Below are 26,331 nucleotides of genomic sequence, written 5' to 3' on the forward strand. Positions count from 1 at the left end.
AACTCTATGATTCTCGGCCCAGATAGGAATCGTTGCGGGTATCGATTTTAATCCGTTCACCGATCGTTATGAACAAGGGAACCATCACCTCAGCCCCAGTTTCCACCGTCGCGGGTTTAGTTCCACCCGTTGCGGTATCCCCTTTGATGCCCGGATCGGTTTGTGTCACTTCCAAAACGACCGAGTTGGGCAGTTCAACTTCCAGCACTTGTTCGCCCCAACGGACGACGTTTACTTCCATCCCTTCCTTGAGATACTTGACGCGATCGCCAATTTGCTGTTCACTCAAACGGGTCTCTTCATAGCTTCCCATATCCATAAACACTAACTGTTCACCTTCTCTATAGGTGTACTGCATCGTATTTTTTTCTAACGTCGCTTGTGGCACGCTCTCTGCCGCACGAAACGTGCGCTCAATCACACTGCCATTCTGGACATTCTTTAATTTCGTGCGAACAAAGGCCGAGCCTTTACCGGGTTTGACATGGAGGAATTCAACCACCCGCCACACAACCCCATCTAATTCAATTGTGACGCCGGTGCGAAAGTCGTTACTGGAAATCATGAATCTTTATTCGTGGAGAATAATCGGGATTTTATTTTACCGCGAATTCTCCCCTTCAATGGTATTGGATCAAATTCCCACTTTCCGATCCCCTCCCATCCGGACCCAGAAATTCCCCGAGATGCCCCTGTGCAACTTCCCCCAGTATGGGAAGATTGATCCATGCCGATTAAAAAGGATTCAGAGATATATTGATGCTGGCTTCAAGTCAAAAAATTACAAATTTATGGCAACGCGGCCTCAAAGCCGCTTTAATGGTCGTGCTAATGACCAGTCTCTCCCTGGGATTAAGCTCCGCTTGGTGGGATGGCGGCGACAGTTCCACCCCCAACCGCACCAGCGTACTCCCCCAAGGAAATGCCATCACCGATGGTAAAGCCCTCTTACGATATGCCTTACCCATTGAAAATTCAGCAATTCGCGAGGCCCAAAGTAGTTTAGAAGATATCTCCCAGCAACTGCGGGGCAAACGCTGGAGTCCCATAACCAGTGATATCACCAAAGCTGCCGGAATTTTTACCAATCGCGAGGCGGATATCTTGAAGGATATTCCCGAATCGCAACAAGCGAATGCGAGTGCTATCCTCGCCCAAATTAAAGAGGAAATTGGCACCTTGCGATCATCCGTCGAGGTTCAGGATAAACCCGCTACCCAGGATGGGCGCGATCGCCTCCTGGATTTAGTCGGCCAACTCGAAGAAATGATGGTCGCCGAATTCCCTTATCAAGTCCCCGCAGAATACAGCCATCTGCCTCAACTTCTGGGCCGCGCCACCGTCGCTGTCGAAACCAACAAAGGCAATCTCACCGTGGTCCTAGACGGATATAGCGCCCCGGTGACCTCCGGCAACTTTGTAGACCTCGTTCAGCGCGGATTTTACGATGGCCTAGAATTTATTCGTTCAGAAGATTTCTATGTCCTCCAAACCGGGGATCCGGTAGGACCCAACCAAGGCTTTATTGACCCCGATACGGGAGAATATCGTAATATTCCCCTGGAAATCTTCGTCCGTGGGGATAAACAGCCCACCTATGGAATTACCTTGGAAGAGGCGGGACGATTCCGAGAACAGCCAGTCCTCCCCTTCTCCGCTTTTGGGACCGTCGCAATGGCCCGCCCGGAAGATGACCCCGATGGCGGTTCTTCCCAGTTTTTCTTCTTCCTATTTGAACCGGAGTTAACCCCTGCGGGTCTCAATTTGCTGGATGGTCGGTATTCGGTCTTTGGCTATGTGGTCGAAGGGAAGGAAATTTTAGAAAAGCTCAAACAGGGGGATCAGATTCTTTCGATGAAAGTGGTCCAAGGGATGGAAAATTTCGTTCCCGCCCAAGCAAGTTAAGGGTTTAGGGTGGAGAGAAACTGCCGATTTGCCGCAGTTTGAAAGCAGAAGTCTAGTGGAAGCATCCACTAGACTTTACTATTTTTGGGGAGGTTATAAACAGGGTGAAGAAGGAGCCAGAGAATTCCCTTTCGGTTCGAGAGTTGGGGGAACAGGGACTGTTAAAACGATTGCATCGATTTTGTCCACCGGAGTGGGTGGGGGATGATGCAGCAGCGATCGCCATGACAGCGGAACCGAATCGGTCGTTGGTGGTGACGACGGATATGTTGGTGGATGGGGTGCATTTTAGCGATCGCACCACCTCGGCGGAAGATGTGGGATGGAGGGCGGCAGCGGCAAATTTATCGGATTTAGCCGCAATGGGTGCTACTCCGTTAGCCATCACCGTCAGTTTAGGATTGCTGGGGGATACTCCTGTGTCTTGGGTGGAGGGGGTTTATACCGGGATGGTGAGTTGTCTGGATGCTTATCAGACTGCGATCGCCGGTGGAGATGTTTGTCAGTCTCCGGTGAATGTCATTTCGATTACCGCTTTCGGTTGGGTACCCACGGACCGGACGATTCGACGGCAGAATGGGAAACCCGGGGATGCGATCGTCGTTACCGGGGTGCATGGAGCCTCCCGTGCGGGATTAGAATTATTGCTGCATCCGGAAACGGGACAAGATTGGTTAGAAGAAGAGATTCGCGAATTAATTACCGCCCATCAGCGTCCGAATCCGCGCCTGGATGTGTTACCGATCCTGTGGGAGGTGATGGGGGAGGGGGGAGAAATAGCGGGAATGGATAGTTCCGATGGGTTAGCCGATGCGATCGTCCAGATTACCCGAGCCAGTGGGGTCGGCGCGACCCTAGAGCGGGGTTTGATTCCCGTGCCAGCCCCTTTAAAGCAGAGAGTGGGGGAAGAACGGGCAGTGGAGTGGGCTTTATATGGGGGAGAAGATTTTGAACTCGTGCTGTGCTTACCCCCTTTAGTAGCGCGGGAGTTCGTAGAACGAGTTGGAAATGGAGCGGTAATTGTGGGGAGCTTAACAAAAAGCACCAGGGTTTGTCTAACTGACTCCACTGGTGCTTATGCTGACGAAGTGATCACTCAAAGTTTGAGTTTTCAGCATTTTTAAGCTGAAGGTGACGAGTTTTGAATAGTGAACGAATCCGTCCGAAATCAAAACTCATTGCCTGCTTAGTTTTATGCTTACCATTTTTGAGCGACGAGTTCGGCCAAGTCAACCACACGCTGAGAGTAACCCCACTCATTATCGTACCAGCCGATGATTTTCACCATGTTTCCATCCATGACCATCGTCAAGCTGGCATCGACAATAGACGATGCATCATGACCTTTATAGTCAGAGGAAACTAAAGGTTCATCACTGTATTCCAAAATGCCTTTCATCGGACCTTTAGCGGCTGCTTCTAAGACTTCATTGACTTGTTCGGCAAAGGTATTTTTCTCAACTTGAGCCACAAAATCTACGACCGAAACGTTCGGTGTTGGCACACGCATGGCGATGCCGTTCAACTTACCGGACATCTCTGGAATGACTAAAGCCACGGCTTTAGCTGCACCAGTGGAAGTCGGGACGATATTGAGTGCAGCAGCACGAGCCCGACGCACATCGCGGTGGCTGGCATCCAGCAACCGTTGGTCGCCAGTGTAGCTGTGGGTTGTGGTCATCATGCCTTTGATGATGCCAAAGTTGTCGTTGATGACCTTAACGATCGGAGCCAAACAGTTCGTTGTACAACTGGCATTACTGATGATGTCGTACTCGTTGGGGTCGTACTTATCATGGTTAACTCCCATGACAAAAGTGCCAACTTTGCTGCCTTTTCCAGGAGCAGTAATCAACACCTTTTTTGCACCTGCTTGAATATGCTTTGAGGCACCTTCTTCGGTTACGAAGACCCCGGTGGATTCAATAACCAAATCAACTCCCCAAGCAGCCCAGGGCAAGTTTAAGGGATTGCGATCGGAGACACATTTAATGGTCTTGCCGTTGACAGTAATGGAGTTTTCATCGGCACTAATGTCAGCATCCAACGTTCCCAACATGGAGTCATATTTGAGTAGATGGGCGTTGGTGCTTGGGTCGGATGTGTCGTTCACACCGACCAGTTCGAGTTGGCTGTTGGATCTGGTTAACCAGCAGCGCAGGAAGTTGCGTCCGATACGTCCAAAACCGTTAATCGCTACTCTAATCACTGCGTCTTGCCCCTTTCTTTAATGTAAAACTGCCTAACGTAATGAACCCAATCATATCGCAACAGGTGTAAATTTCGATCAGATTTTTTAAAGTCTGGGGATCGAGCTAGAGTGCGGTGGTAGCGGGTGCTGTGGGTTCTGATAAAGGTGGTGAGTTTGGATATAAATTTGGACGGGTTCGGGAACCCAGGTGCGGATGGTGGGAGAGTCGTTCCAATGGCGACGGAGTAAGGTGGAAGCGATGGGCAGGGGGTGGGTTGGGAGGATTTGGCAGCGCAGGTGAATCTGTCGGGTTTTGAAGGCGATCGCAACTTGTTGGCAAATCTTCTGAGTTTTGATCAGTGCAGTGTTCTCTGGGAGGTTCGAGGGATTTGTACCTACGGTGGGGTTTAATTTAGGTTGTCCTTCCTGAAGGTTTAGGGGGGAGATTTCTATGAACAAGGGAGTTTCTTTGGGGTAATTGTCTGGGGGTGGGGATGCCGAGCGCGGTGCAACCAACCATTCAAAAGTCTCAACCAGTTCCGCAGCACGATACCATTTCGGCAGGGTAGAAAAGGCATCGGCCCCAATAATCCAATACCACTGGCTATTTGGATAGTGCTGTTGGAGGGTTTGTCCGGTGACGATCGCATACCCGGCTTTGGGGTCCTCTGGGGGGGGCGGACCTAGACAAAACGCTGGTTCTGGGGCGATCGCCAACTGCACCATTGCTTGGCGATGCTCAAACTCTATCCGCGTTTGCTGACGGGGATCGCGCTTGTGGCGATCGGTAACCCATATAATCTGGTTTAATCCCGCTTGAGCTAAAGCACCATAAGCGATTCCCAAATGCCCCCAATGAATCGGGTCAAAGGTTCCGCCCAAAATCGCTCTTTTTTTGATCCGCTGAGGTTGCATTCTTTCCCGTAAACTTTGTTTGACAGTGGCTATTCAAACAGAGCGGTCATTTTTAGTTGGATTGGAGGGTCCGAAGGTGACCAATCCTGGCAATCATAACCCGCTATGATTTTCTCTGCGTGCTTTTTAATGGTATTTTTTCCGGAAATACCCTAGCAACCGATGGAGGCACTTGTGCGATCGGAAGACTGCTTTCCCCTTTGTTCTGCTACGTTTCAGGAGCGTACTTTTACCTAACTTAGGTGAGATTTTTCACTCACTTGGTGGATTCATGAGTTATTTTCCGTTTTTCTTGACCATCGGTTATGGTAAACACACCCAAAACGTTTAACCCTAGAAAAATCTCGGGAAAAGACTACGGATCGGGTGTATTCGACACTAGAATCGAAAAATGCTTCTTCAGGGAGAGCGCTCAATTTCTGTTATGACTGTATCGTACAAAAACAATTCTTGATATGATATCGCGTGTTATTGGCGTGGTGTGGTGTGTAAGGAGCTTACAATGCACAATTCTATCGATCTAAGTGGCAAACCCTTTCATTTCATCGGCATCGGTGGAATCGGAATGTCAGCGCTTGCCTACATTTTAGCAAAGCGGCAGGTCCCGGTATTTGGATCCGACATTCGGTCGAGCCATATCACTCAGCGCTTACAAGAAAATGGAGCGCAAATTTTTTGGCGTCAAGATGCCAGCAACCTGGATTTTTACCGACAAACCAGCGCCTCAACCGATGAAGCGGCAGTTTTGAGTTCAGCAAACGAGGAGGGGTCTGGCGGTTTACCGGCGATCGCACCGAAACCGGTCAGATTAGCCGCCAACGGCATTCCCTCCCCAGTTAATTTGCCGCAAGTGATTTGCTCAACGGCGATCGATGGAGCCAATAGCGAATATCAAGCCGCCTTAGACTTGGGTTGTCCCATCTTTCACCGCTCTGACTTACTGGCTGCTTTAATATCCGAATATCAAAGCATTGCCGTAGCCGGAACCCACGGGAAGACCACAACCAGTTCAATGCTGGCTTATGTCCTGTTAAAGGCCGGTTTGGACCCCACAATTGTGGTGGGGGGAGAAGTCAAAGCCTGGGAAGGCAACGCAAGGCTGGGAGAAGGACCCTATCTAGTGGCAGAAGCGGACGAATCCGATGGGTCCCTTGCCAAACTCTCGGCCAAAATTGGGGTGGTAACCAATATCGAACTGGACCATCCGGACCATTATCAGAGCTTGGATCAAGTCATCGAGATTTTTGACACCTTTAAAGAGCGCTGCACCGATTTAGTGGGATGTATTGATTGCCCAACCGTGCGCGATCGCCTTCAACCGAGCATCTCCTACAGCCTCAACCTCGATGCCGGTGCCGACTACACCGTAGACTGCATCGCCTATAGAGCCGACGGCACCACCGCCCGGGTTTGGGAACGAGGTCAAATTCTCGGTCAACTGTCCATTTCCTTACTCGGTGCCCATAACCTGAGTAACGCTCTAGCCGTTGTTGCCGTTGGACGCTTGGTCGGTTTAGACTTCGCCACCATTGCCCGGGAAATTGCTACATTTGAGGGCGCTTGCCGCAGGTTTGAGACCCGAGGCAAATACAATGACATCCAATTTGTCGATGACTATGCCCATCACCCCAGTGAAATTCGGGCCACCCTCCATGCCGCCAGTCTGCAAACCCAAGGATTGCGTTCTCGTGCCAGTCGCGTTGTCGCCGTATTTCAACCCCATCGGTACAGTCGCACTCGGGCCTTTTTAGCCGAGTTTGCTGAATCCTTTAGTGATGCTGATTTAGTGGTGGTGACGGATATTTATAGTGCCGGGGAAGCCAATGAATTTCAACTGAGCGGACAACAAGTCGCCGACGAGATCGCCGCTCATCATCCTCGGGTGCATTACAGTCCTTCTATGTCTGACGTGAGCGAGTTTCTTGGCAAAGCTTTGCTCCCGGGTGACCTCGCCATATTTCTGGGGGCTGGTAATTTGAATCAGATCATTCCGGAAGTCATGGCATTTCATCAACAGGTCGAGCAAACGGCTCTGGCAGAAGCACGCCATCGAGCTTAAGCGCCAGTAATTGTCTAGGGAACTCCGGGCGATCGCTCCTCGAAATACCCTGGATGATTTACGTTCACAAACAGTGGTCTATAGGGATTTAAGCACCTGGATTATCATGACTCTTTCCTCCGATATACGCATCCTCAGCCCCTCCGTGGTCAAGCAACCTGCCAAGAATCCACATCTGACGCCAGTTAATGGGGATCGCGAGCGATCCCAATCTATTTATTTAGCCGGAACTGCTTGTCAGATTAAGTCCAATGTTTCCTTATCAACATTTACCTCTTTTCGTGTTGGGGGTCCTGCTGAATGGTACGTTGCACCGAAACAAATAGAAGAGGTCCAAGCCTGTTTAGAATGGGCCAGGGCTGAAGGATTGCCCGTGACCTTCTTGGGTGCGGGTTCTAACCTCTTAGTGAGCGATCGCGGCATTCCCGGGTTGGCGATTTCTACGCGCCATCTGCGCTATAGCCGCTTTAATCCCGAAACCGGGCAAGTCACCGTTGCCGCAGGTCAGTCCCTGCCTCGTTTAGCTTGGCAAGCGGCTCAATTGGGATGGGAAGGACTGGAATGGGCTGTAGGAATTCCCGGCACTGTCGGGGGAGCCGTTGTGATGAATGCCGGTGCTCATGGCAGTTGTGCCTCGGAAATCTTGGTGAATACTCAGGTGGTGTCCCGTCAGGGAAGCATCTCCACCCTGACCCCGGAAGAGTTGGGATATAGCTATCGCACCTCGGTCCTCCAAGGGGGCGATCGCCTAGTCACCGAGGCCACTTTTCAACTCAAGCCGGGAGCGGACCCTGCTCGCGTCCAAGCCACTACCTCGGAACAACTCGAACATCGTAAATCCACCCAACCCTATCATCTGCCCAGTTGTGGCAGTGTCTTCCGCAATCCTGACGGCTCCCCAGGGGCGGGATGGTTAATTGAGCAAGCCGGACTTAAAGGATATCAGATTGGCAGTGCTCAGGTGGCCGAACGTCACGCTAACTTTATTGTCAATTGTGGCGGCGCAAAAGCCAGCGATATTTTCCAGTTGATTCGATATGTTCAATCGCGAGTCGAGGAACATTGGGCTGTCCTTTTAGAACCAGAAGTTCGCACGATTGGCGAGTTTCAAGCCCTGTAACCTCACGGATTGAGAGGCGATCGCACCTGATTGTTACCCGTCCAACCCGGTGATCCCCTGGGCTCGGTCAATGGCATACTGCAATTATCGCGTGGTAGTATTGCTAAGGGTAATGCCCATGAGGGTCTGATTCTGACGTTAAAGCGCCAGAGCTTCAGCACTCAACAGTACGGTGAGGCACACCGGAACTGGCTCTTACATCGAGGGCAAAACGCTTGGAGAAAGCGGCACTTGTCTCCTAAAAGTTTCCTAAAATAGGAGACGATTTTAGGGTCAGTCCCCTTGAGGAACCAAGAATCCACAGCAGCGATCGCGCCGCTCAATCATGCCAACATCGATTTGAACCCATACAGAGTTAACCCGTTATGGCAGGAAAAGGACAGGGAGGATTTGGCTTCGGTCTCGGCAAAATGAAAGAGCTGACTGAAGCCTTCAAAAAAGCTCAACAAGTACAAGAAGGTGCTAAAAAGCTTCAAGAAGAATTAGATGAACTCGAAGTCATCGGAGAAGCCGGTGGTGGTTTGGTTAAAGTGATTTTAAGCGGCAACCAAGAACCCCGTCGGGTCGAAATTTCCCCCGATGCTCTGGGGGAAGGAGCCGAAGTGGTTTCCGAACTGGTTGCCGTTGCGATGACAGATGCATATAATAAATCCACCGCAACCATGCGCGAACGGATGGAAGAATTAACAGGTGGGCTCAATCTGCCCGGTCTGTAACTGCTATAGCTCAGGCAGTCGTCTTTGTATCGAGTCTAATCCATATCAACTACTTTTCATCAAGATCTAGCTGGCTTTCTACTGTGTCAAGTAAGCCAGCTAATTTTGTTTTAGGCTTTGATTCCGGTTTGAATGGGAGTGATACGGAATCCGGTATTTAAAGGTCTATAAAAACGGATTGTAGGGGCGCAATGCTTGCGCCCTCCGGAGGGCGCAAGCATTGCGCCCCTACAAATACCGCTTGACCCGGCTCGTTTTTATAGACTTATCAGTACCGTATTCCGTATGATTCAGTTTAAAATCCCGGTAAAATAGAAGGCGATCGCCTGTTCCATTTATTATCCTCAGTCTCGAACTGCCAATAACTCACCCATGCCCTATAAACTCTTATTTGTCTGCCTCGGGAATATCTGCCGCTCACCCGCCGCAGAAAATATTATGAACCACCAAATCGCAGGCAGAAATCTTCAGGGTCAAATTATCTGTGACTCTGCCGGGACTTCGGCTTATCATGTGGGGAGTCCCCCCGATCGCCGCATGGTTGCCGCAGCCAAACAACAGGGACTCTCATTTATTGGCGAAGCACGCCGCTTTCATGCTGCCGATTTTCAGAAATTCGACCTGATTTTAGCAATGGATCGGGAAAACTACGCCGATATTATCTCCCTTGACCCCCAGGGTGAATATCGCCAAAAAGTCCGCATGATGTGTGATTTCTGTCGCGATCGCCCCGAAAAAGAAGTGCCCGACCCCTATTATGGCGGTCCCGATGGCTTTAAAAATGTCATCGATCTGCTCACCGATGCCTGTGAAGGGCTTCTGGATTATGTCGTTGAGCAGCAAAATGTCAAAGTGAGTCCCTAACCTGTCCAGAACGTCGATTCGGACAGCCTATCATAAACCGGAAACCAAGTTGGGTTTCCCGGTTTTTTTGTAAATACCCTTCATTCAATCACATTAGCGGGAAGGTGATCTTGTTTCATTGATGTTCCTGAGCCTTTTCCAACAGTCTCACCCCCCACAACAAGGTAAAGGCGATAACAGTCATCATCAGCACCATTTGATTGGCGCGTTGATAATCCTGCATCTGTACCGCATCATAAATCGCCAACGGTAAGGTTTGGGTGCGCCCGGGAATACTGCCTGCCACCATCAGAGTCGCCCCAAATTCCCCTAACCCTCGGGCGATACTTAACCCCAATCCAGCCAATACTCCCCGATAAGCTAAGGGTAAACTAATCAGCCATAAGACTTCTAGTTCTGATGCGCCTAAAGTGCGGGCGGCGTCTTCTAGTTCAGGATTGACAGTAGCGATCGCCACCCTTGTGGATTCCACCATTAACGGGAGTGCTACCACCGTCGAGGCGATCGCGGCAGCTTGCCAAGTAAATAATAACTGAATTCCCAAAACTTCCTGAATCGGACTACCTCTTCCTAATGCCAGCAATAACCCATAACCCACCACACTCGGAGGCAGAACCAAGGGTAAATTTAACACCGTCGAAACCAGCAGTTGTCCCGGAAAGCGGGTTCGGGCTAACAGAATACCCAGTCCCAAACCCAAAATCAAAATCAACAAACTAGCAATTCCTGTCACCTGCAACGACAAAATTAAAGGCTGCCAAATCATTTAATTCAGTCCTCACCCGGTAGCCTAAATCCATAATTTTTCATCAAAACTCTACCTTGAGGACCATTAATAAAGTCTGCAAACTCCTGGGCAATCTCTGGATGAGGAGCAGTTTTGGGAATGACTAACATCTGCACAAGCGGCTGATGTAACTCTTCTGGAATTAACAACCACTGACCCGGACGATTCAGGCTAATTGATAAAGCGGCGATCGCCACATCCACATTCCCGCTTTCTGCATACTGTTGGGCTTGTCTAACATTTTCCCCCAGTACCAACTTCGGCTGAATTTCATCCCAAATTCCCACGGATTGTAAAGCTTCTTTGGCGGCTACTCCGTAGGGAGCATGAGCGGGATTGGCAATGGCAACTCGTTTAATCTCGGGCCGGGTCAAATCCTGAAGTTGTTGCAGATTCAAAGCACTGTCTTCTCGATGCCAAAGGGTAATTCTTCCCACCCCATAAAGTGCCTTTGTCTCGGAAATAACCACCCCTTTTTTATCTAAATCTTCCACAAATTTTTGACTAGCAGCGGCAAATAAATCCACCGGCGCACCCTGGGCAATTTGTTGAGCCAGTTGTCCCGTTGAACCGAGATTAAATACCACTTGATGTCCCGTTTCCTCTTCCCAAAGTTGAGCAATTTCGGGAAACACAGCATTCAAATCTGAGGCAGCAGAAACCGTTAGCGTCACAGTAGCAGAGGATGAGTCAGTCGGCTGGGTTTCTGGAGAACTGCCACAAGCGACCAGCAGCGCGAGCAGGGCAAAACCCATAGACCTGAGCGGTTTTCGCCGATATTGTCCCATAGTTGTCGCGGTTGACCTGATTCTGCATCCTGCTATTATACTGGTATCCTGCTAAAATACTTGCACCATCAGCGGTCTGGGGTTGGGGGTATCTGCAAAAACCCAAACCCTGTTCGCGTAGAGTTCCGTAAGGAAAGGGTGTGGCTACACGGACGAAGCCCGCCTGCGCGGGCTACTCTATAAAAACAACTTTTGATAATCTGAACTCATTTTTTGATGGATTTGTCAACCCCTACTTTCCCAAAAAATTCCGAGTTTAGGGTAGATTCTTCGCTACAATCAACAGGACTGTTTCTTCTCACAAAAAAACAAAAACGAGATAATTATGGACGTACAAGCCGCCGTTGCTTGGCAAGCCGATAAACCTTTAAGTTTAGAAACCGTACAACTTGATGGTCCCAAAGCCGGAGAAGTTATGGTGGAAATCAAAGCGACCGGCGTTTGTCATACCGATGCCTATACTCTATCGGGAGCCGACCCGGAGGGACTGTTTCCGGCTATCCTGGGCCATGAAGGGGCGGGAGTTGTGGTGGAAGTCGGCGAGGAAGTCAAAAGTCTTAAAGTAGGCGATCGCGTCATTCCCCTCTATACCCCAGAATGTCGTCAATGCAAATACTGTCTCAGCAATAAAACCAACCTCTGTCAAGCAATCCGAGCCACCCAAGGCAAAGGAGTCATGCCAGATGGCACCAGTCGCTTCTCCCTCAACGGCGAAAAAATCCATCACTACATGGGAACCTCCACCTTTGCTAACTTCACCGTTCTGCCAGAAATCGCCGTTGCCAAAATCCGGGAAGACGCCCCGTTAGATAAAGTCTGTCTAATCGGTTGTGGAGTCACAACCGGCATCGGCGCAGTCATCAACACCGCCAAAGTCGAACCGGGGTCAAATGTCGTCGTCTTTGGGTTAGGGGGAATTGGACTGAACGTCATCCAAGGAGCGCGTTTAGTGGGAGCCAACCAAATTATTGGCATTGACCTCAACCCCGCCAAACGGGACCTCGCTGAAAAATTTGGCATGACTCATTTCATCAACCCCAACGATGTAGATGATGTTGTTGCAGCCATCATCGACCTCACCGATGGCGGTGCCGACTATAGCTTTGAATGTATCGGCAACGTCAACGTGATGCGTCAGGCCCTCGAATGCTGTCATAAAGGCTGGGGCGAATCGGTGATCATTGGCGTTGCAGGGGCGGGCCAAGAAATTAGCACCCGTCCCTTCCAACTCGTCACGGGGCGGGTTTGGCGAGGAAGCGCTTTTGGTGGAGCCAGAGGTCGCAGGGATGTCCCTAAAATCGTCGATTGGTACATGGATGGTAAAATCGACATCGATAGTCTAGTCTCCCATATCATCCCCGTCAATCGGATCAACGAGGCTTTTGACCTGATGCACGCCGGGGAAGGCATTCGCACCGTTGTCACATTCCCCGAATCATGACCCTTACCCTAACTCAGCAAAATCGTTCCTTTGGTGGAACTATCCAGTTTTATCAGCATTCCTCCGAATGCTGCGATGCTCCAATGCGGTTCTCGGTGTATATTCCTCCCCAAGCGGCCCAGCAGCCAGTTCCCATTCTGTATTGGCTATCGGGACTAACTTGTACAGAAGAGAATTTTATGATCAAGGCGGGGGCACAACGTCTGGCAGCCCAATATGGCTTGCTATTGGTCGCCCCGGATACCAGCCCCCGCAATCTGGGACTCCCGGGAGAAGAGGACCGCTCGGATTTCGGGAGTGGAGCCAGCTTTTATGTAGATGCGACGGAATTGCCCTGGAATAAGCATTATCAGATGTACCGCTATGTCACCGAGGAACTTCCCGCCCTGATTGAGGAGAATTTCCCAGTGGATCCGACTCGTCAGAGTATTTTCGGTCATTCGATGGGGGGACATGGGGCGCTCATCTGTGCATTACGCCATCCCTCTCGTTATCAGTCTGTCTCCGCCTTCGCCCCCATTACAGCCCCCATGTCTTGTCCTTGGGGGGAAACAGCATTTCGCGGCTATTTGGGGGAGAATCGTCAAACTTGGGCTGCCTATGATGCGAGTGAGTTGGTGAAGACTTCAGCTTGGCAACGTCCGATTTTGATTGACCAAGGGGATGCGGATTCGTTTTTGGCCCAAGGTCAGTTATTACCGGAACGGTTTGAGGCAGCTTGTCAGCAGGCTGGTATTGACCTGCGGTTGCGGATGCAGCCCGGGTACGACCATAGTTACTACTTTATTGCCAGTTTCATAGATGACCATCTCCGCCATCATGCGGAGGCGTTAGGTGTAGTTGTTTGAGGAGGCGATCGCATCATCTAAACGGTGAACGATTACAAGTTCTGAAGGCTATAGCCCAGATTGAGTCTAGTTCTGACGTTTTTTGTTACTTCCCCAGCTACTTTTCATCTGCCCCTACTTATATTTCAAGATGTCATAAAGTGTTGTAACGGTCAATTGTTAAATCTGGGTTTATTTTTACTTTAGCTCGTTGGCTCACTGAATAAAGAGCTTCATAAAGTGCAGCGATAAAACCTGGTTTTTCCTGAAAACTCATAGGGTTTTTCTGGATTTTTGGGGTTGTTTTCATCAAATTTACTAAAGCCCTGACCGTTGCCTCGTCATCAGCAACGTTTCCAATAGCGTAGACAATCGCGTCCCATCTCCACTCTTGAGCATGGTACTTTTCACGATTTTCTAGTAAAATGAGCAAATCAGGTACTATTGATTTGCTTGTAAACTTTGGCAAACAATTCAATATGTTATCTTGAAATACAGGCATAGATTCATCGAGTAGTTTTATCATCTGACGGGCCATTTGTTCGCTTTTATATACTTCAGCCGATTTAATGATGCTTCTTACTTGCTTAAAGTCAAAGTCAAATTTATTTTGTGGCGAAGAACGGCTTTTAATGCTGGAAATGTACTCATCAAATGCTTTTTCTAAAATTGCTTTGACTTGATAATCTTCAAGACTTTTTAAGATATAGGTTATCCGTTGCCAACAATAACTAAGTTGAGTATGCCGACCGATTTTCAAGTCGGCTGGTACACTCTGTGTTTCTATGGCTTCACATAAAAACTGGATAGTATCACGCAGGCCCAAAGCTCCCAAAGTAGCAGCAATTCCTACTCGAACTTTTACATCAATTGTTTGGTCAGTTACTATTTTTTGTAGGGGTTCTGTGGCGTTATCTGGAATTTCTTCCAAGACTTCTGTTAATAACCATCGGGTCTGCCATCCCAGAGTTTCATCTTTAAGTTTTAATAGTATAAAGTTGATTATTGATTTATCTTTTAATGCTTTTAGAGTTTGAGTAATATCTAACTTTGTTGGTAAATCTGTGTTGGGACTTAACAGAAGCTGTAGTAGTTTCTCCCCAATGGAATCATCACCCAATTTAGCCACTATAGAAGCTATAGAAGCTACAGAACTAAAGGATGGAAAAAGTCGAGGTTTTTCAAGCAGTTCCATGAAATTGAAAAAGACCGAGTCTGGATTTAAAATAGTAACCTTTTCAACTAGATTGTCTATTACTGGAAGAAGCTGATCTACCAGCAAAATATCCACTTTTTTCGAAAAAATTATATTCTGTAAAAGAGGAAAAGCAGTAGATGGATCCAAGTCGGCAAGTGCAAGCAAGCTATTAAAATAAACATCTCTCCCAAAACTATTTTTATCCTGTACAATTTCCAATAAATCACCCATAACATTTTTAATGCCAACTTTTCCGAACATGAAAGCAATATACGAGCGTTTCCCAGAGTCAATCTGTTTATTTTTTAACATTTTCCGCAGCTCGCTGTTGACCAAGTCGCCACCAATTTCTACTAAAACTCCAACCGATCTCTCGCAGTCAAAGGCGTAGGGGGAAGTAAGGAATAAGTTTTTCACTTCAGAAATAATACTTTCTCGCAAACCTGGCTTGGAAATTCGAGGGGTACCAATCAAACAACGGGCGGCTAAAAGTAAGTTGCTATGAAAAAGATCGTCATTGATAATTGCTGGGGACACTTCTTTGGATAATTGTTCCGTTGAATATCCCAAAATTCCGAGCAGTAGGGGTGTCGCGTCATTAAGAAGCCCTGCTAACAAAAAGATAACTTCTTGCCACCAAGATTCATGGTGATGAGCGACAACTTGTTGGATTCCCTGCAAACCTTTATCATTTGCGGCCCGAGCAGTAAAATACTCTTGAAACGTCAAATGGAGAAATCCGTACCACCCCTGAGCTTGCTCTTTCAACAATCCATACTGAGCGGCGATTTCGTTTAAAATCACTCTTTTTTCTTCAGTCGAAATAGCGATTGTTGGTAAAAAGTTTGCGATTACTTCTAGTAATTCATCTTCAGGGAAATAGCGCTTTCCACATAAATGAAAAGACCAAGCCACCTCTTGCAAAAGATCTCGCTTGCGATCCGTAGTAAATTGGCTAAATCGCTTGATACCTCGTGAGGAATCCCATTCCTGCAGCAATACCTCTAGACAACGTTTGTATAACTCGGTGCGGCGTTCTGGCAATTCTAGATCATTTTGATAGACGATAGCAATCAAAGATAGGATTAGTGGATTTCCGGCTAGAGTCTGCATTCGCAGATTTTCTGTCAATTTTTGGCGTAGCCCTTCTGCTTTGTTTGGGTCGGATGCAAACCAGTTTTTAATAAATTTCTGAATCTGTTCCCAATTAAAATCAAGCACTTCTAGACTTTTAAACCCTTTTAAACCACCACGCCAGCCTGCTTTTCGGCAAGTGATGACTATGGGCGCTCGATCACATAGGGTTGATAGGTCATCGATTGCATGAACGACGTGATTGTACGCATCATCAGCTTTTTGCCGCGTCTCTCCACCACTCGTTTCGTCCAATCCATCTAATAAAAACGCTGCTTTATTTTCGCTTAACAATCGATCTAGATAAGGTCGCGCATTACAAAAACCATAGCGGTTATCCAACTCATCCGCTATAAAATCCAGTAAAGAATAGTTGGCTGTATCCTTGCTTTCTTTAGTATTTTTTCGCTCTATAAACTTTCCCAGTTCTACATAAAAAGGTAAGTAAGGCAAAATGGGCGATTCTTGTTTCGCCATTTTTAAAGTCAGATAGTGTTCCATCGTAGTTTTGCCAGCACCCGGGTCTCCGAGAACTACCATTCGAGGGAAGTTTGCCAAAGCAGCTTCAGGGGCCCACTCATCTTTTCTTGGGTGGGCCCAATTTTCCGATACCTGTTGCAGTAGTTCGTTAGGGTCTCCTACTGCTTGTTGTTCTATCTCTTCCGGCTTAACGTAGTGCTGCTTTTCTTCACGCACTTGCAATTCCACATAAATGCTCTCTAAATCAAGATTCGGAACTCTCGGCAAGTTACAAATACTCGGATTTTTAACTTCCACACGTAATTTATCTAGGTAGGCTTTTTCTCCATCTACTTCAGCCTGCAGCCTTTTAGCGTCAGCTTCTTTTTCCTGTTTACGGCTGCGTCTGTCTTGCCAAAAATAGTTAAATTTTGGAGTCATGAATACTGTGACACCAGAAAAAATTATAGCTGCAACAGTTGCCACTGCTCCTACCACAGTCGCCACTGCTCCTACCACATTCCAATCGATAGAAAGGGGTTTTCCTGCTGAGGACGTAGCACGAGGTGAAGCAGCAGGACTGGTTTCTGGTGACGGTGATGCAGGTGATCCTGTCGGTAAAGCAGCAGGACTCGGTTCTGGTGACGGTGAACGTTCTGATTTCGGGGATTTTTCAGGAGTCGCTGTTGGAGTTGACTCGACTGTAGGCGTTGTTTCCGGTAGCTTTGGAGTTTGGGCAAGACTTACACCTATCACTGACAAACTTATTACTACAGAACCCAATGCGAGTAAGGATCGTTTTTGTTGCTTTTTCATAGTTGTACTGCACCTACTTATTTAAATTATTTTCTATGATTTCATTTTTCAAGTTTAGTTTATTTTCCTGTTTTTAACCCTATCAGGAAATGCCTTATAAATAACTCATCCGCAAAGTGACGAAGTAATTCATGAAGGTAGAAACCCAAGTTTCAGATTATTCGCAAGTCACGCTATACAGGACAAAACAGGTTTTTTCAGTATTTAGGTTGGCCTGTCGTCCTATCACTTGAGGGTTAATTACAGTTTATAGCAATTTTCTCAAAATAGCGCTACACCTCACCACTTGATAAAATGTAGCACAGGAAGAAACACAGAGGAAAAATGCTAGAAATCCCTAAAAAGTTAGGACATCCAGCTCACCTCACCCAAAAACTGTCCACTTCTTGCTTTATTGGCCCCTCCAAAATGGAATGGTCCCATTTGCGAGCGGCTCCTTCTGTCAGGCGATCGGTCAATGCAACTGAACCAAATATTTGAACTCTAAAGACAACTGGCCCTAACCCAAAACAGAGGGGTCCTGTTTTTCAGGGAAAAAATGGCCTCTTCCTTTGAGGCGATCGCTCAACTCCCAACGAACCCGATCGCCCACTGACGAGAACCAACCTCGTCGCCGTTGCATCGTCAAAAAGTCTGGTTCTCTACCAAAGTTTTTAACTTAGAAGCATTCCTCACGGCATTTCCGCCACCATCGTTGTTGAAGTACACAAACGCGCTGTGCCCCTGACTTTCCCACTCGCCAAGACGTGAAGCCCACCAGGACAAATCCTCGTCCGAGTAGGATCCGCCGTAGAGGGAGTGGGGATCGGGGCCGTGAAGTCGTACATAGACGAAAGGCGCTGTGGCGCGGAGGATGCAAGGCAGGTTTGCCCCGCTCATGACGCAGTAAGCTACTCCAAAGCGTTCCAGGAGCGAAAATACCTCTTCTATGTGCCAGCTTGGATGTCGGAATTCCATTGCCACTTTGATCCAGGGGGGTACTTGTTCTAAAAAGTAGGCTAGGCGGGGCAAGTCGCAGCCGAATTGGGGTGGAAGTTGGACCAGCAGAATGCCCAGGCGATCGCCCAAGCATTCCAGTCCCTTGCCTATCCGTGCCAACCAGTTCTCTGGGGAGTAAATACGCTGGGAGTGCGTTAACCCCCGGGGCGCTTTTACAGTCATCAGAAATCCTGGAGGGAGGCGATGTTGCCAGTTAGTAAAGGCCGCCTCTTGGGGCCATCGGTAGTATGTGCTGTTAACTTCGACGGTTTGATACTGCTGGATATAGTAATCCAATCTGGAACGGGGCGCTAACTGGTACGGATAAAGCACACCTTCCCAATGTTGATAACTCCAACCTGAAGTGCCGATGCAAACGGTCATCGCCTTTACTCCAACGCCAATTGTGTTTGGGTATGAATTTTAAATTTTGCTTAGATAGCCTTTAAATATAAGCCGCGAGTCTCTTAACTATCTCTACAATTGGGGTGAATTTTGTAATAATACTCAAGGTAGAGGTAACGATAAACTAAAGATTGCTAAGGTTGGGTTAATTTCTATTTTTGACGCTATGACTTCAAATAAAAACACTCCCAATCGGCTTAAAGAAATTCTCCGGGTTTTCTTATCAGTCGCCATCATCGTAGTAGGCATTACCCACTTTACTCACCCGGCGCAATATGTCAGAATTGTGCCGCCTCAATTACCTTACCCAACTGAGTTGGTCTATATTAGTGGATTTTTCGAGATTTTAGGAGGCATTGGCTTACTGATTCCGTTTGTCAGCGTTGCCGCTGCCTGGGGACTGATTGCTCTGTTTGTTGCGGTTTTTCCCGCTAATATCAATCAGGCGCTTAATAGTATTCCCATTGAAGGCATTCCTCATCATCCTTGGCTTTACTGGGCTAGACTGCCTTTTCAGGCTGTCTTGATTGCTTGGGCTTGGTGGTACACTCAAAACCCCGAGGAACAACCCGGATCTTTTACAGAACAATTATAGCCCTTGGTTCGCTGGCGAACTCTACCCATGAGCTTAGGCGAAATGAACGTTTAAAATTATGAGATAGGACTTAGGGTATTCCAACAAATAAATCATCCAAATTCAATGGTTAAGCACCAAACAAGACTCTTTTAGCCCGCGCAGGCGGGCTTCGTCCGTATAGCCCCAGGCTTCAGCCTGCGGGTTTTTTAGATATTTTATTTTGTGGAGTTTCCTAAACCAAGTGATGCTCGATCGCAAACCGCAGGAGTCCGGCGCGATTACTGGTTTCCGTTTTTCGCAACAGCGCACTCACATATTTTTCCACCGTGCGCGGACTCAAATGCAGCCGATCGCCAATTTGGGCATTAGAAAGACCTTCCGCCAGTAAATCTAAAACATCTCGTTCTCGGGGTGTTAAAGCAATCGTAAACTCTGACTCTTGTGCCGTTAATGCCGTAGTTCCGGGATTGAAACTAGCCGGGAGAGAATCCAAAGAGGAGGGCGGGTTGCTGTTGGGTTCGGAAGCGGGAGAGAGGGAGTCATCAGAATTAAATCGCCACTGGGACTGGATGAGTTGCGATCGCTCTAACAGATTGCGAATCACTGCGCCGAGTTCATCCAAATCAAACGGCTTCGGTAAATACAAATCGCAGCCGAGTTGATAGCCTAAAATCCGTTCTGGGGTACTGGTGCGGGCGGTTAAAAAAATCACAGGTAACAACCGCAACGCGGGTTTTTTGCGGACCCGCTTAACCAGTTCATACCCATCCATCTCGGGCATGATGATATCCGTTACCAGTAACTGAGGTTGAAATTCTTCTACTTTTAATAGACCCTCTTGACCATTCTGAGCCGCGATCGCAGAGTAACCGCACTGCTCCAAATAATGGCAGATAGAAAGACGAATAGCGGGATCGTCATCAACAATCAGAATCGTCAAGGGCATGGGGTCTCAAGGGGGAACTGAACAAGTATAGACGCCACCGAGTAGCGTCTATACTTCTAGCGTAGGTCAAATCCAGGGTCAGTCCAACTCGATTTAACGAGGAGAGACACTTAAACTGGCAGGTTGGGCCAAATTACCCGAGAGATTCACTTGCCGTCCATTGGCATGGAGATGGCGCAGGATTTTATAAATCATTTCAACGCGATCGCTCGCATCGGCTTTCTCGGCCAACTCCTCTAGGGATAACGGTTTCCCTTCCGCTGCAATTACCTCCATAATGCGAGTTTGGAGGTTGAGAATCTCAGAAGCTGCCTTTTTACCCGCCTCGACCCCCGGTTGGTGATAGGCATTGACGTTAATCAAAGAAGCATATAAACCAACGGCGCGATCGTACAGGGCAATCAAAGCCCCCACGATACGGGGATTAACCTGGGGAATGGTCACCGAAATGGAATCGCGCTGATTGTCATAAATCGCTTCCCGAGTTCCATACAAAAAGCCTAACAAATAATCCCCCGTGGTGATTCCCGGTTCTACATTTGGGGAATGGCCCTGGCGGTCTTCTAAAACCTCAATAAACGTTAGGAAGAAATTCGGGACCCCCTCGCGCAGTTGTTGAACATAAGCGTGTTGATCCGTAGACCCCTTATTTCCGTACACGGCAATCCCTTGATAGACGGTATTGCCTGCTAAATCTTTCTCCTTACCCAGGGATTCCATCACCAACTGTTGCAGATAGCGGCTAAACAGCAACAGACTGTCTTTATAAGGCAGGACTACCATATCTTTTTCCCCCCGTCCATTGCCTGCAAAGTACCAGGAGAGGGCCAGTAGTGCGGCGGGATTGCCCTTGAGGTCCGGTTGACGAGTGGCATCATCCATTTCTTTGGCCCCAGCCAGCATACCCTTAATATCAATGCCCTGCAAAGCTGCGGGGACTAACCCCACCCCTGAGAGTTCTGAGGTCCGTCCTCCCACCCAGTCATGCATGGGGAAAATATCAATCCAGCCTTCTTTTTGGGCTTGTTTTTCTAGGGCGCTATCATGGCCGGTAATGGCAATAGCATGATGGGGAAAGTTGAGATTCATGCTTTCAAAGGCTTTTTGCACCTCAATCATGCCATTGCGGGTATCTGGGGTGGTGCCGGATTTAGAAATTACCAGGACCAGGGTGGTTGCCAGACGGTCTTTGATGTGATTTAACAAGTCATCGATCCCTGCCGGGTCGGTGTTGTCAATGAAGTGAATCCCTAGGGGTGCAGACTCAGGGGCCAAGGCTGTGGAGACAAATTGCGGTCCGAGGGCCGATCCACCAATGCCGATGGAGAGAATGTCTGTAAATTTGGAAGCGCTGGGAGGGTGGATTGTCCCGTTATGAACTTTTTGGGCAAACTCCTCGATATGGCTGAGGTTTTCGAGGATTTCTTGTTTGAGTTCGGGGGTGGGTGCAATGTCCGGATTCCGTAACCAATAGTGACCCACCATCCGGCCTTCATCGGGATTGGCGACTGCCCCGGCTTCTAGGGCCTTCATTTCCTCAAAGGCTTGAGCAAACTTAGGTTTCATCGATTCGACGAAGGCATCATCGAATCTCATTCGACTGATATCCAGGTAGAGTTCTAGCCCTTCATGATAATAGAGCCAGTCCTGATATCGTTTCCACAGTGATCGAGCATCCATAACAAAACAACTCTCTACTTATCTTTGTTTCACCACACACAAGTGTACCGATATCAGTGGAATGAGACTAAGGATGCGGATACAATTAGACCCTTTCAGGGGTTAACCGGAACTGGGATATCACGCCCATCCCGGGATGACTTCCCCGGAAGGCTTAGGGTTCGTTCATGTCTGGCAGGGGTAGAATCCGTAAAAACTTGACAAAATGACCAATAACTTGTATTGCAACCAAATAGTTATCCAGCCTAAACCGATAAAAAATAGGATGAGACCCGAGTTGGTGTAACTCGGGCAACTGTTGAATCCGTTCAATCTGCATAAATTTGAAAAAGACGAATTCATAAACCCGCTCGAAACTAGCTCGGTCTAACTGCCGAAGATCGAGAAGGAAAGACCGACTATAGCGCGCTTCAAGAATCACAGGACAGATCGATTCCCCCTGAATCTAAAGGTTGAGTTGAAGATAGGTAGTGGATCACCATCAGAGCGATCGCAAATATCGCAAGGCTTCCTCACGGGTGAAGCTATCCCCAGGCTTAACGCTGCGGTTCGCTTGCTGAATGAAGCGAAGCACATACAGATCGTAATAAAGACTTTCTACCACAGCACCGACCTGTTGCAAATCATCATCGGGAAGCAACTCGACCTCTTCATAGAGTTGCACCAGCAAACTTCTAACTCTTTTTTTGAGCAGTTTCATCAATCCCTCCCAGGTTTGAGTCAGCGATTTTTGTCAGTGTAGCGGACTGGGCTAATTTTCCAGCAACCCCATTAATCCTTTTAGTTCAACGGGGGTAACGTCAAGTCTTCCACGGGACGAATAATCGGGTCCGTGGGTTCTGGTACTCCTTGTCCTTGGAAAATAGCACTCAGGGCCTGTTCCAGGGTTTCTGCCATCACAATTTGGTTCTCATAAGCGACAATCACCCGGGCTAAAATGGGCAAACTATTTTGTTCTGCCTCAATATAAAGCGGTTCGACATACAGCAGCGATCGCTCAATGGGAATCACCAACAAATTCCCCTGAATGGCCCGAGACCCCTGGCGGTTCCACAGGGAAATCTGTTGAGAAATCACCGGATCTTGGTTAATTCTGGCTTCAATTTGCTCGGGACCATAAACTAACTGTTGTTTGGGGAACTGGTACAGCAGTAAATTCCCATAATGAATTCCATCCGATCGCCCGCCCATCCAAGCAATTAAATTATTGCGACTCATCGGCGTAAATGGGTGCAACAAAATAAATTCTTCTGAGACTTCCGTGGGCAATTTCATAATCAAATAATAAGGCTCAACCACTTGCTGCTCAGTGCCATAAATCTCATTGGGCACCCGCCATTGATCTTCCCGATTATAAAAAACCGTCGGATCGGTCATGTGGTAAGTTAATAGTCGTTCCGATTGCACCGCAAAAAAATCCGGGGGATAGCGGATATGACTGCGGAGGGTCACCGGCAAGGCATCCAGGGGTTGGAGCAAGTTAGGGAAAATCTCTTGCCAACTGTGAACCAGGGGGTCCGTCGGGTCAGCGATGTAAAGTTTGACCTTGCCATTGTAGGCATCCACCACCACTTTGACCGAGTTGCGGATGTAGTTAAATTTCTTAGCAGTCGGTTCAGAATAGGGATAGCGATCGCTAATCGTATAGGCGTCAATAATCCAGTAGAGATAATTATCATCATCGGGAAACGGTTGTTCCACGGGGATGCTTCCCGGCTCATATAAGCGGGTATTGGCAACCACTAGATACGGGTCACTATCAAATTCCAAAAATGGGGCGATCGCTCGAATTCGGTCCTTAATATTGCGTCGAAATAAAACTTTTGTCTCCGGGGTAAAATTGTCCGTGAACAACATCTGCCAGTTGTTCAGATATTTGGCAAAAATTAACCGACGCCACCAAGAGCCAATGGAAACCCCCCCGGTCCCTTCATAAGTATTATAAACATTCTCATCCCCCTGGGGATAATCTAACTCCGGGACATTACTCGGTGCCATCACCTCTGTATCCGTCAGTTCCCCATAGTAAATCCGGGGATGTCCGATGGGAATGCTGGCGCGAATCAGTTCATTGGCGGTCCCTAATATGCCATCATTGACCGTTTCACTCACGATTTGGCGTTCCATGCCAATATCGCGAACGAAGTAGTCCGGCAATCCGCCAGGACCCACGGTATTCACGGGACTCAAGGTAAACCCATAACCGTGGGTATAAACTAAGTGTTCATTGACCCAGGTTTGCGCTTCAGGAGGAACGGCGCTATAGTCCAGTTCCCGGGCGGAGATCAGGACCTGTTGCCGTTCCGTGATGGATTCCTCGGATTCGGGGTCAGTTTTTCTGAGGGTGTAACGGTCGATATCCGCATCGGGAAACTTATAGTACAGCCGAATTTGTTGGAGTTGGCGATTGGTTTGCAGCAGGGGGCGAGTATCCCAGAGGCGGATATTATTAATGGTCAGGTCATTGGCGAGGATATCCTCAAAGGTTAGGGCATTTTCCGGGTTGAAGAGTTGGACATCAATGCGATCCAGGTCGAACCCCTGGCGGGTGAAGGCGATACTGCGCTCGATGTAGGGACGCTCGCGTTCGATTTCGTTGGGTTGGACGATCAAGCGTTGCACGGCAAAAGGCAGGACTGACCCAGCGATCGCCACCATTGCCACATAGACTCCCAAGGACTGTTTGAGCCGTCTAAAGTTGTGGCGTTCTAGTGGGCGAAAGGTCAGATAGAGCAAGAAAATGGCGACTGCTGCGGATAAGAGGGTTAAGCCCCCATAGCTCCAGACCTCTATAGTGGATTGGGTATAGCCTGCACCATAAATTACATCATTGCTGGAATAGAGCAATTCATAACGCAATAGCCAATAGCGCAAGGCGACTGCCCCCATCAGTGCGGCACCCAATCCATAAAGGTGACGCAATTGCCCATCAGAAAAGCCGGGAAACTTCCCTTCGCTGATACTATTTCCCGAGATTAAATAGAGGACAGTAACTGCGGCGAAAAGGAAAAAAAGCACTCCCAGTAGCCAAAATTCTAGGAGTTCCCAAATGGGCAAGTTAAAGATATAAAAGCTCATATCCCGGTTAAAAACGGGTTCGCTAATATTAAAGGCTGTGGGGTGGAAAAAGATTAGCACTTTTGCCCACTGACCCGATAGGACTAGACCGAAGAACAGGCTTAAAACAGCGGCGATCGCATAGAGTAAGCGAGGTTCCAGAACGATGACCACAGTAAACAGCAACAACAGGGCAATTTGCCACCAATCTGTGGTCATTTGCTGTAACATTTCCTGGCTGGAGTTGAGTCCAAATCCCAGGGGTACTGAGGGAGAGTTCAACAGTAACCAGGAACCGGGATGCCAATAATCCACCACAACCTGAGCGTAGTACACCAGGAGAGTGGAGATTCCCAAGGATAGGAGGATGACGAGGGCCAGTAGGGATTCTAAGTTGAGGGCGGTATAGGAATTGGGACTCGGGATGTTAGTGCGGGCAAAGGGATAGCTAATATTGCGTTTCCAGCGATCGCGCCCTCCGGGAGGTTCAGTCAGTCCCCGACTGAGTAGATCCAGTTTGCCGTATTTAAGATGGTTCGCCAGAAATAGATTGGCGAAGGTTAAACCGCCCGTGATTCCCAGTCCTAACACCAGCAACACTAAGCGGGTAAGTAGGCGGACCCAAAAGACTCGTCCGTAGTCCAGTTCCTCAAACCACAGACTTTCGGCACTTAAAAAAGCAAAGAGTTCTATCCCCATCCATACGGCTGCTGCGGTCACGATCCATTGAAAGGCGCGTTTTCCTAACCCTTTAAACATGAATTTTAGAGTTTAGAGTTTAGATATAGCTGTCATTGTAGAATCATCAGTCCGGGAATGGCGATCGCTCCCACTCTTCATACTCTTAATTTGCATAATTTATAACCAACCCCGCACCCCACAGGGTGGGACTACAGGAACGGAACCCGCTTGAGCAGGCTAACTCCTCGGATCATGGCTCTGCCATGATCCACACTATCAGAAGCTCTGGCGCATAAGGCATCATTCAACAATAAGTTGCTCAAGTTTGATCGGGAATTTTTTCTAGGCAATGCTTCCGGGTAAAAATTGTTCAGGTTGTTCTTGCATGAGTGCTTATCTGCTTCTCCGGTGCGGATAATTGAGCGTGGGGATTCGCTCAGGCGAGCCGAGGTGGGAATTTTGGGGGCGATCGGGTTAGGCAAAGCACAGAAGCCATAACAACCCTCTGTTATGGGGCTTTATAGCTGCACTGTTATGTAAAAAAGTAAATTGTTGTGCTGACTCTGGAGGAGAAGCCGGAGGGAACGCGATTGGTCAGAACAATCTACTGTTCGATTTTGGTTTACCCCATGAGAATTCCAATTATGATCGGAGCCAGTGCGTCCGCGATCGCGCTTGTGGCTTGTGTCCCTGTATCCCAATCGCCAACTTTCACGTTAAGCCAATACGATGAACTCCAAAATGCCATGAGTTCGGACTCGATATTTTAGATTTTATAGATTGCGTA

General features: G+C 48.2%; 22 protein-coding genes. 9 read left to right on the top strand and 13 right to left on the bottom strand.

The annotated features are described in order from the left end of the window. Positions 1-4: 4 nt before the first annotated feature. Entirely contained in the window at positions 5-565 is a 561-nt protein-coding gene (efp, locus tag NG795_RS12590; RefSeq protein WP_367289009.1) for an elongation factor P, read from the bottom strand. 194 nt (positions 566-759) lie between these two features. Between efp and NG795_RS12595 the strand changes: the two genes are divergently transcribed. Next, positions 760-1,905, top strand: a complete 1,146-nt coding sequence (locus NG795_RS12595; RefSeq protein WP_367289010.1) for a peptidylprolyl isomerase — start codon at positions 760-762, stop codon at positions 1,903-1,905. A 104-nt stretch (positions 1,906-2,009) separates the two neighbouring features. Then, positions 2,010-3,029: a thiamine-phosphate kinase gene (gene thiL / locus NG795_RS12600; protein WP_367289011.1), complete on the top strand. Its 1,020-nt coding sequence runs from the start codon at positions 2,010-2,012 to the stop codon at positions 3,027-3,029. 74 nt (positions 3,030-3,103) lie between these two features. Here thiL and NG795_RS12605 read toward each other — a convergent pair whose 3' ends face one another. Next, positions 3,104-4,114, bottom strand: coding sequence for a type I glyceraldehyde-3-phosphate dehydrogenase (locus NG795_RS12605; RefSeq protein WP_367289012.1), 1,011 nt, complete (start codon positions 4,112-4,114; stop codon positions 3,104-3,106). 87 nt (positions 4,115-4,201) lie between these two features. Next, positions 4,202-5,011: a nicotinate (nicotinamide) nucleotide adenylyltransferase gene (gene nadD, locus NG795_RS12610; RefSeq protein ID WP_367289013.1), complete on the bottom strand. Its 810-nt coding sequence runs from the start codon at positions 5,009-5,011 to the stop codon at positions 4,202-4,204. Between the two features lie 502 nt (positions 5,012-5,513). Between nadD and murC the strand changes: the two genes are divergently transcribed. The 4 genes from murC to NG795_RS12630 all read left to right on the top strand — a co-directional run bounded on the left by murC (position 5,514) and on the right by NG795_RS12630 (position 9,770). Further along, a complete protein-coding gene (gene murC, locus NG795_RS12615) occupies positions 5,514-7,070 on the top strand; it encodes a UDP-N-acetylmuramate--L-alanine ligase (RefSeq protein WP_367289014.1) in 1,557 nt (518 codons plus the stop codon). A 106-nt stretch (positions 7,071-7,176) separates the two neighbouring features. Further along, complete coding sequence (murB, locus tag NG795_RS12620; RefSeq protein ID WP_367289044.1) at positions 7,177-8,190, top strand: UDP-N-acetylmuramate dehydrogenase; 1,014 nt, start codon at positions 7,177-7,179, stop codon at positions 8,188-8,190. Positions 8,191-8,555: 365 nt separating this feature from the next. Beyond that, positions 8,556-8,906 carry a YbaB/EbfC family nucleoid-associated protein gene (locus NG795_RS12625; RefSeq protein ID WP_367289015.1) on the top strand — a complete coding sequence of 117 codons (351 nt, stop codon included), beginning with the start codon at positions 8,556-8,558 and terminating at the stop codon, positions 8,904-8,906. Between the two features lie 372 nt (positions 8,907-9,278). Beyond that, entirely contained in the window at positions 9,279-9,770 is a 492-nt protein-coding gene (locus tag NG795_RS12630) for a low molecular weight protein-tyrosine-phosphatase (RefSeq protein ID WP_367289016.1), read from the top strand. A 115-nt stretch (positions 9,771-9,885) separates the two neighbouring features. On the opposite strand, the gene modB is transcribed toward NG795_RS12630, so the two are convergent. Then, positions 9,886-10,536 carry a molybdate ABC transporter permease subunit gene (modB, locus tag NG795_RS12635; protein WP_367289017.1) on the bottom strand — a complete coding sequence of 217 codons (651 nt, stop codon included), beginning with the start codon at positions 10,534-10,536 and terminating at the stop codon, positions 9,886-9,888. Positions 10,537-10,541: 5 nt separating this feature from the next. Further along, positions 10,542-11,312, bottom strand: a complete 771-nt coding sequence (gene modA, locus NG795_RS12640; RefSeq protein WP_367289018.1) for a molybdate ABC transporter substrate-binding protein — start codon at positions 11,310-11,312, stop codon at positions 10,542-10,544. A 358-nt stretch (positions 11,313-11,670) separates the two neighbouring features. On the opposite strand from modA, the gene NG795_RS12645 reads away from it, so the two are divergent. Then, positions 11,671-12,786 carry an S-(hydroxymethyl)glutathione dehydrogenase/class III alcohol dehydrogenase gene (locus tag NG795_RS12645; protein ID WP_436836052.1) on the top strand — a complete coding sequence of 372 codons (1,116 nt, stop codon included), beginning with the start codon at positions 11,671-11,673 and terminating at the stop codon, positions 12,784-12,786. Continuing rightward, positions 12,783-13,634, top strand: coding sequence for an S-formylglutathione hydrolase (gene fghA, locus NG795_RS12650; RefSeq protein ID WP_367289019.1), 852 nt, complete (start codon positions 12,783-12,785; stop codon positions 13,632-13,634). The genes NG795_RS12645 and fghA overlap by 4 nt, the downstream gene beginning before the upstream one ends. A gap of 133 nt (positions 13,635-13,767) precedes the next feature. Here fghA and NG795_RS12655 read toward each other — a convergent pair whose 3' ends face one another. The 3 genes from NG795_RS12655 to NG795_RS12665 form a co-directional block, all read right to left on the bottom strand. Then, positions 13,768-17,220 (bottom strand): NACHT domain-containing protein, encoded by a 3,453-nt coding sequence (locus NG795_RS12655; RefSeq protein ID WP_367289020.1) that lies wholly within the window; start codon positions 17,218-17,220, stop codon positions 13,768-13,770. 499 nt (positions 17,221-17,719) lie between these two features. Continuing rightward, on the bottom strand, positions 17,720-17,842 hold the full coding sequence (locus NG795_RS12660) for a hypothetical protein (RefSeq protein ID WP_367289021.1): 123 nt from the start codon (positions 17,840-17,842) through the stop codon (positions 17,720-17,722). A 2-nt stretch (positions 17,843-17,844) separates the two neighbouring features. Next, positions 17,845-18,582, bottom strand: a complete 738-nt coding sequence (locus tag NG795_RS12665) for a DUF72 domain-containing protein (RefSeq protein ID WP_367289022.1) — start codon at positions 18,580-18,582, stop codon at positions 17,845-17,847. Positions 18,583-18,769: 187 nt separating this feature from the next. Between NG795_RS12665 and NG795_RS12670 the strand changes: the two genes are divergently transcribed. Further along, entirely contained in the window at positions 18,770-19,198 is a 429-nt protein-coding gene (locus NG795_RS12670) for a DoxX family protein (RefSeq protein WP_367289023.1), read from the top strand. 214 nt (positions 19,199-19,412) lie between these two features. Here NG795_RS12670 and NG795_RS12675 read toward each other — a convergent pair whose 3' ends face one another. From NG795_RS12675 to NG795_RS12695, 5 genes are all read right to left on the bottom strand, one after another. Continuing rightward, the gene (locus NG795_RS12675; RefSeq protein ID WP_367289024.1) at positions 19,413-20,126 is read right to left on the bottom strand and encodes a response regulator transcription factor; all 714 of its coding nucleotides are present in this window, start codon (positions 20,124-20,126) and stop codon (positions 19,413-19,415) included. Positions 20,127-20,219: 93 nt separating this feature from the next. After that, positions 20,220-21,806, bottom strand: coding sequence for a glucose-6-phosphate isomerase (locus tag NG795_RS12680; RefSeq protein WP_367289025.1), 1,587 nt, complete (start codon positions 21,804-21,806; stop codon positions 20,220-20,222). A 154-nt stretch (positions 21,807-21,960) separates the two neighbouring features. After that, positions 21,961-22,227: a cytotoxic translational repressor of toxin-antitoxin stability system gene (locus NG795_RS12685; RefSeq protein ID WP_367289026.1), complete on the bottom strand. Its 267-nt coding sequence runs from the start codon at positions 22,225-22,227 to the stop codon at positions 21,961-21,963. A gap of 60 nt (positions 22,228-22,287) precedes the next feature. Further along, complete coding sequence (locus tag NG795_RS12690; RefSeq protein WP_254567593.1) at positions 22,288-22,506, bottom strand: hypothetical protein; 219 nt, start codon at positions 22,504-22,506, stop codon at positions 22,288-22,290. A gap of 80 nt (positions 22,507-22,586) precedes the next feature. Then, entirely contained in the window at positions 22,587-25,622 is a 3,036-nt protein-coding gene (locus NG795_RS12695; RefSeq protein WP_367289027.1) for a UPF0182 family protein, read from the bottom strand. Positions 25,623-26,331 lie beyond the last annotated feature (709 nt).

The organism is Laspinema palackyanum D2c (genome assembly GCF_025370875.1).
Lineage (GTDB): Bacteria > Cyanobacteriota > Cyanobacteriia > Cyanobacteriales > Laspinemataceae > Laspinema > Laspinema palackyanum.

Bases quoted from the DNA above. Each gene is read 5' to 3' on its own strand.
- NG795_RS12645 (WP_436836052.1), top strand. From the start codon at position 11,671: ATGGACGTACAAGCCGCCGTTGCTTGGCAAGCCGATAAACCTTTAAGT.
- fghA (WP_367289019.1), top strand. From the start codon at position 12,783: ATGACCCTTACCCTAACTCAGCAAAATCGTTCCTTTGGTGGAACTATC.
- NG795_RS12695 (WP_367289027.1), bottom strand. From the start codon at position 25,622: ATGTTTAAAGGGTTAGGAAAACGCGCCTTTCAATGGATCGTGACCGCA.
- modA (WP_367289018.1), bottom strand. From the start codon at position 11,312: ATGGGTTTTGCCCTGCTCGCGCTGCTGGTCGCTTGTGGCAGTTCTCCA.
- murB (WP_367289044.1), top strand. From the start codon at position 7,177: ATGACTCTTTCCTCCGATATACGCATCCTCAGCCCCTCCGTGGTCAAG.
- NG795_RS12675 (WP_367289024.1), bottom strand. From the start codon at position 20,126: ATGCCCTTGACGATTCTGATTGTTGATGACGATCCCGCTATTCGTCTT.
- NG795_RS12595 (WP_367289010.1), top strand. From the start codon at position 760: ATGCTGGCTTCAAGTCAAAAAATTACAAATTTATGGCAACGCGGCCTC.
- nadD (WP_367289013.1), bottom strand. From the start codon at position 5,011: ATGCAACCTCAGCGGATCAAAAAAAGAGCGATTTTGGGCGGAACCTTT.
- NG795_RS12625 (WP_367289015.1), top strand. From the start codon at position 8,556: ATGGCAGGAAAAGGACAGGGAGGATTTGGCTTCGGTCTCGGCAAAATG.
- efp (WP_367289009.1), bottom strand. From the start codon at position 565: ATGATTTCCAGTAACGACTTTCGCACCGGCGTCACAATTGAATTAGAT.
- NG795_RS12655 (WP_367289020.1), bottom strand. From the start codon at position 17,220: ATGAAAAAGCAACAAAAACGATCCTTACTCGCATTGGGTTCTGTAGTA.
- NG795_RS12670 (WP_367289023.1), top strand. From the start codon at position 18,770: ATGACTTCAAATAAAAACACTCCCAATCGGCTTAAAGAAATTCTCCGG.
- NG795_RS12690 (WP_254567593.1), bottom strand. From the start codon at position 22,506: ATGAAACTGCTCAAAAAAAGAGTTAGAAGTTTGCTGGTGCAACTCTAT.
- NG795_RS12660 (WP_367289021.1), bottom strand. From the start codon at position 17,842: ATGCAACGGCGACGAGGTTGGTTCTCGTCAGTGGGCGATCGGGTTCGT.
- NG795_RS12665 (WP_367289022.1), bottom strand. From the start codon at position 18,582: ATGACCGTTTGCATCGGCACTTCAGGTTGGAGTTATCAACATTGGGAA.
- murC (WP_367289014.1), top strand. From the start codon at position 5,514: ATGCACAATTCTATCGATCTAAGTGGCAAACCCTTTCATTTCATCGGC.
- modB (WP_367289017.1), bottom strand. From the start codon at position 10,536: ATGATTTGGCAGCCTTTAATTTTGTCGTTGCAGGTGACAGGAATTGCT.
- NG795_RS12680 (WP_367289025.1), bottom strand. From the start codon at position 21,806: ATGGATGCTCGATCACTGTGGAAACGATATCAGGACTGGCTCTATTAT.
- NG795_RS12630 (WP_367289016.1), top strand. From the start codon at position 9,279: ATGCCCTATAAACTCTTATTTGTCTGCCTCGGGAATATCTGCCGCTCA.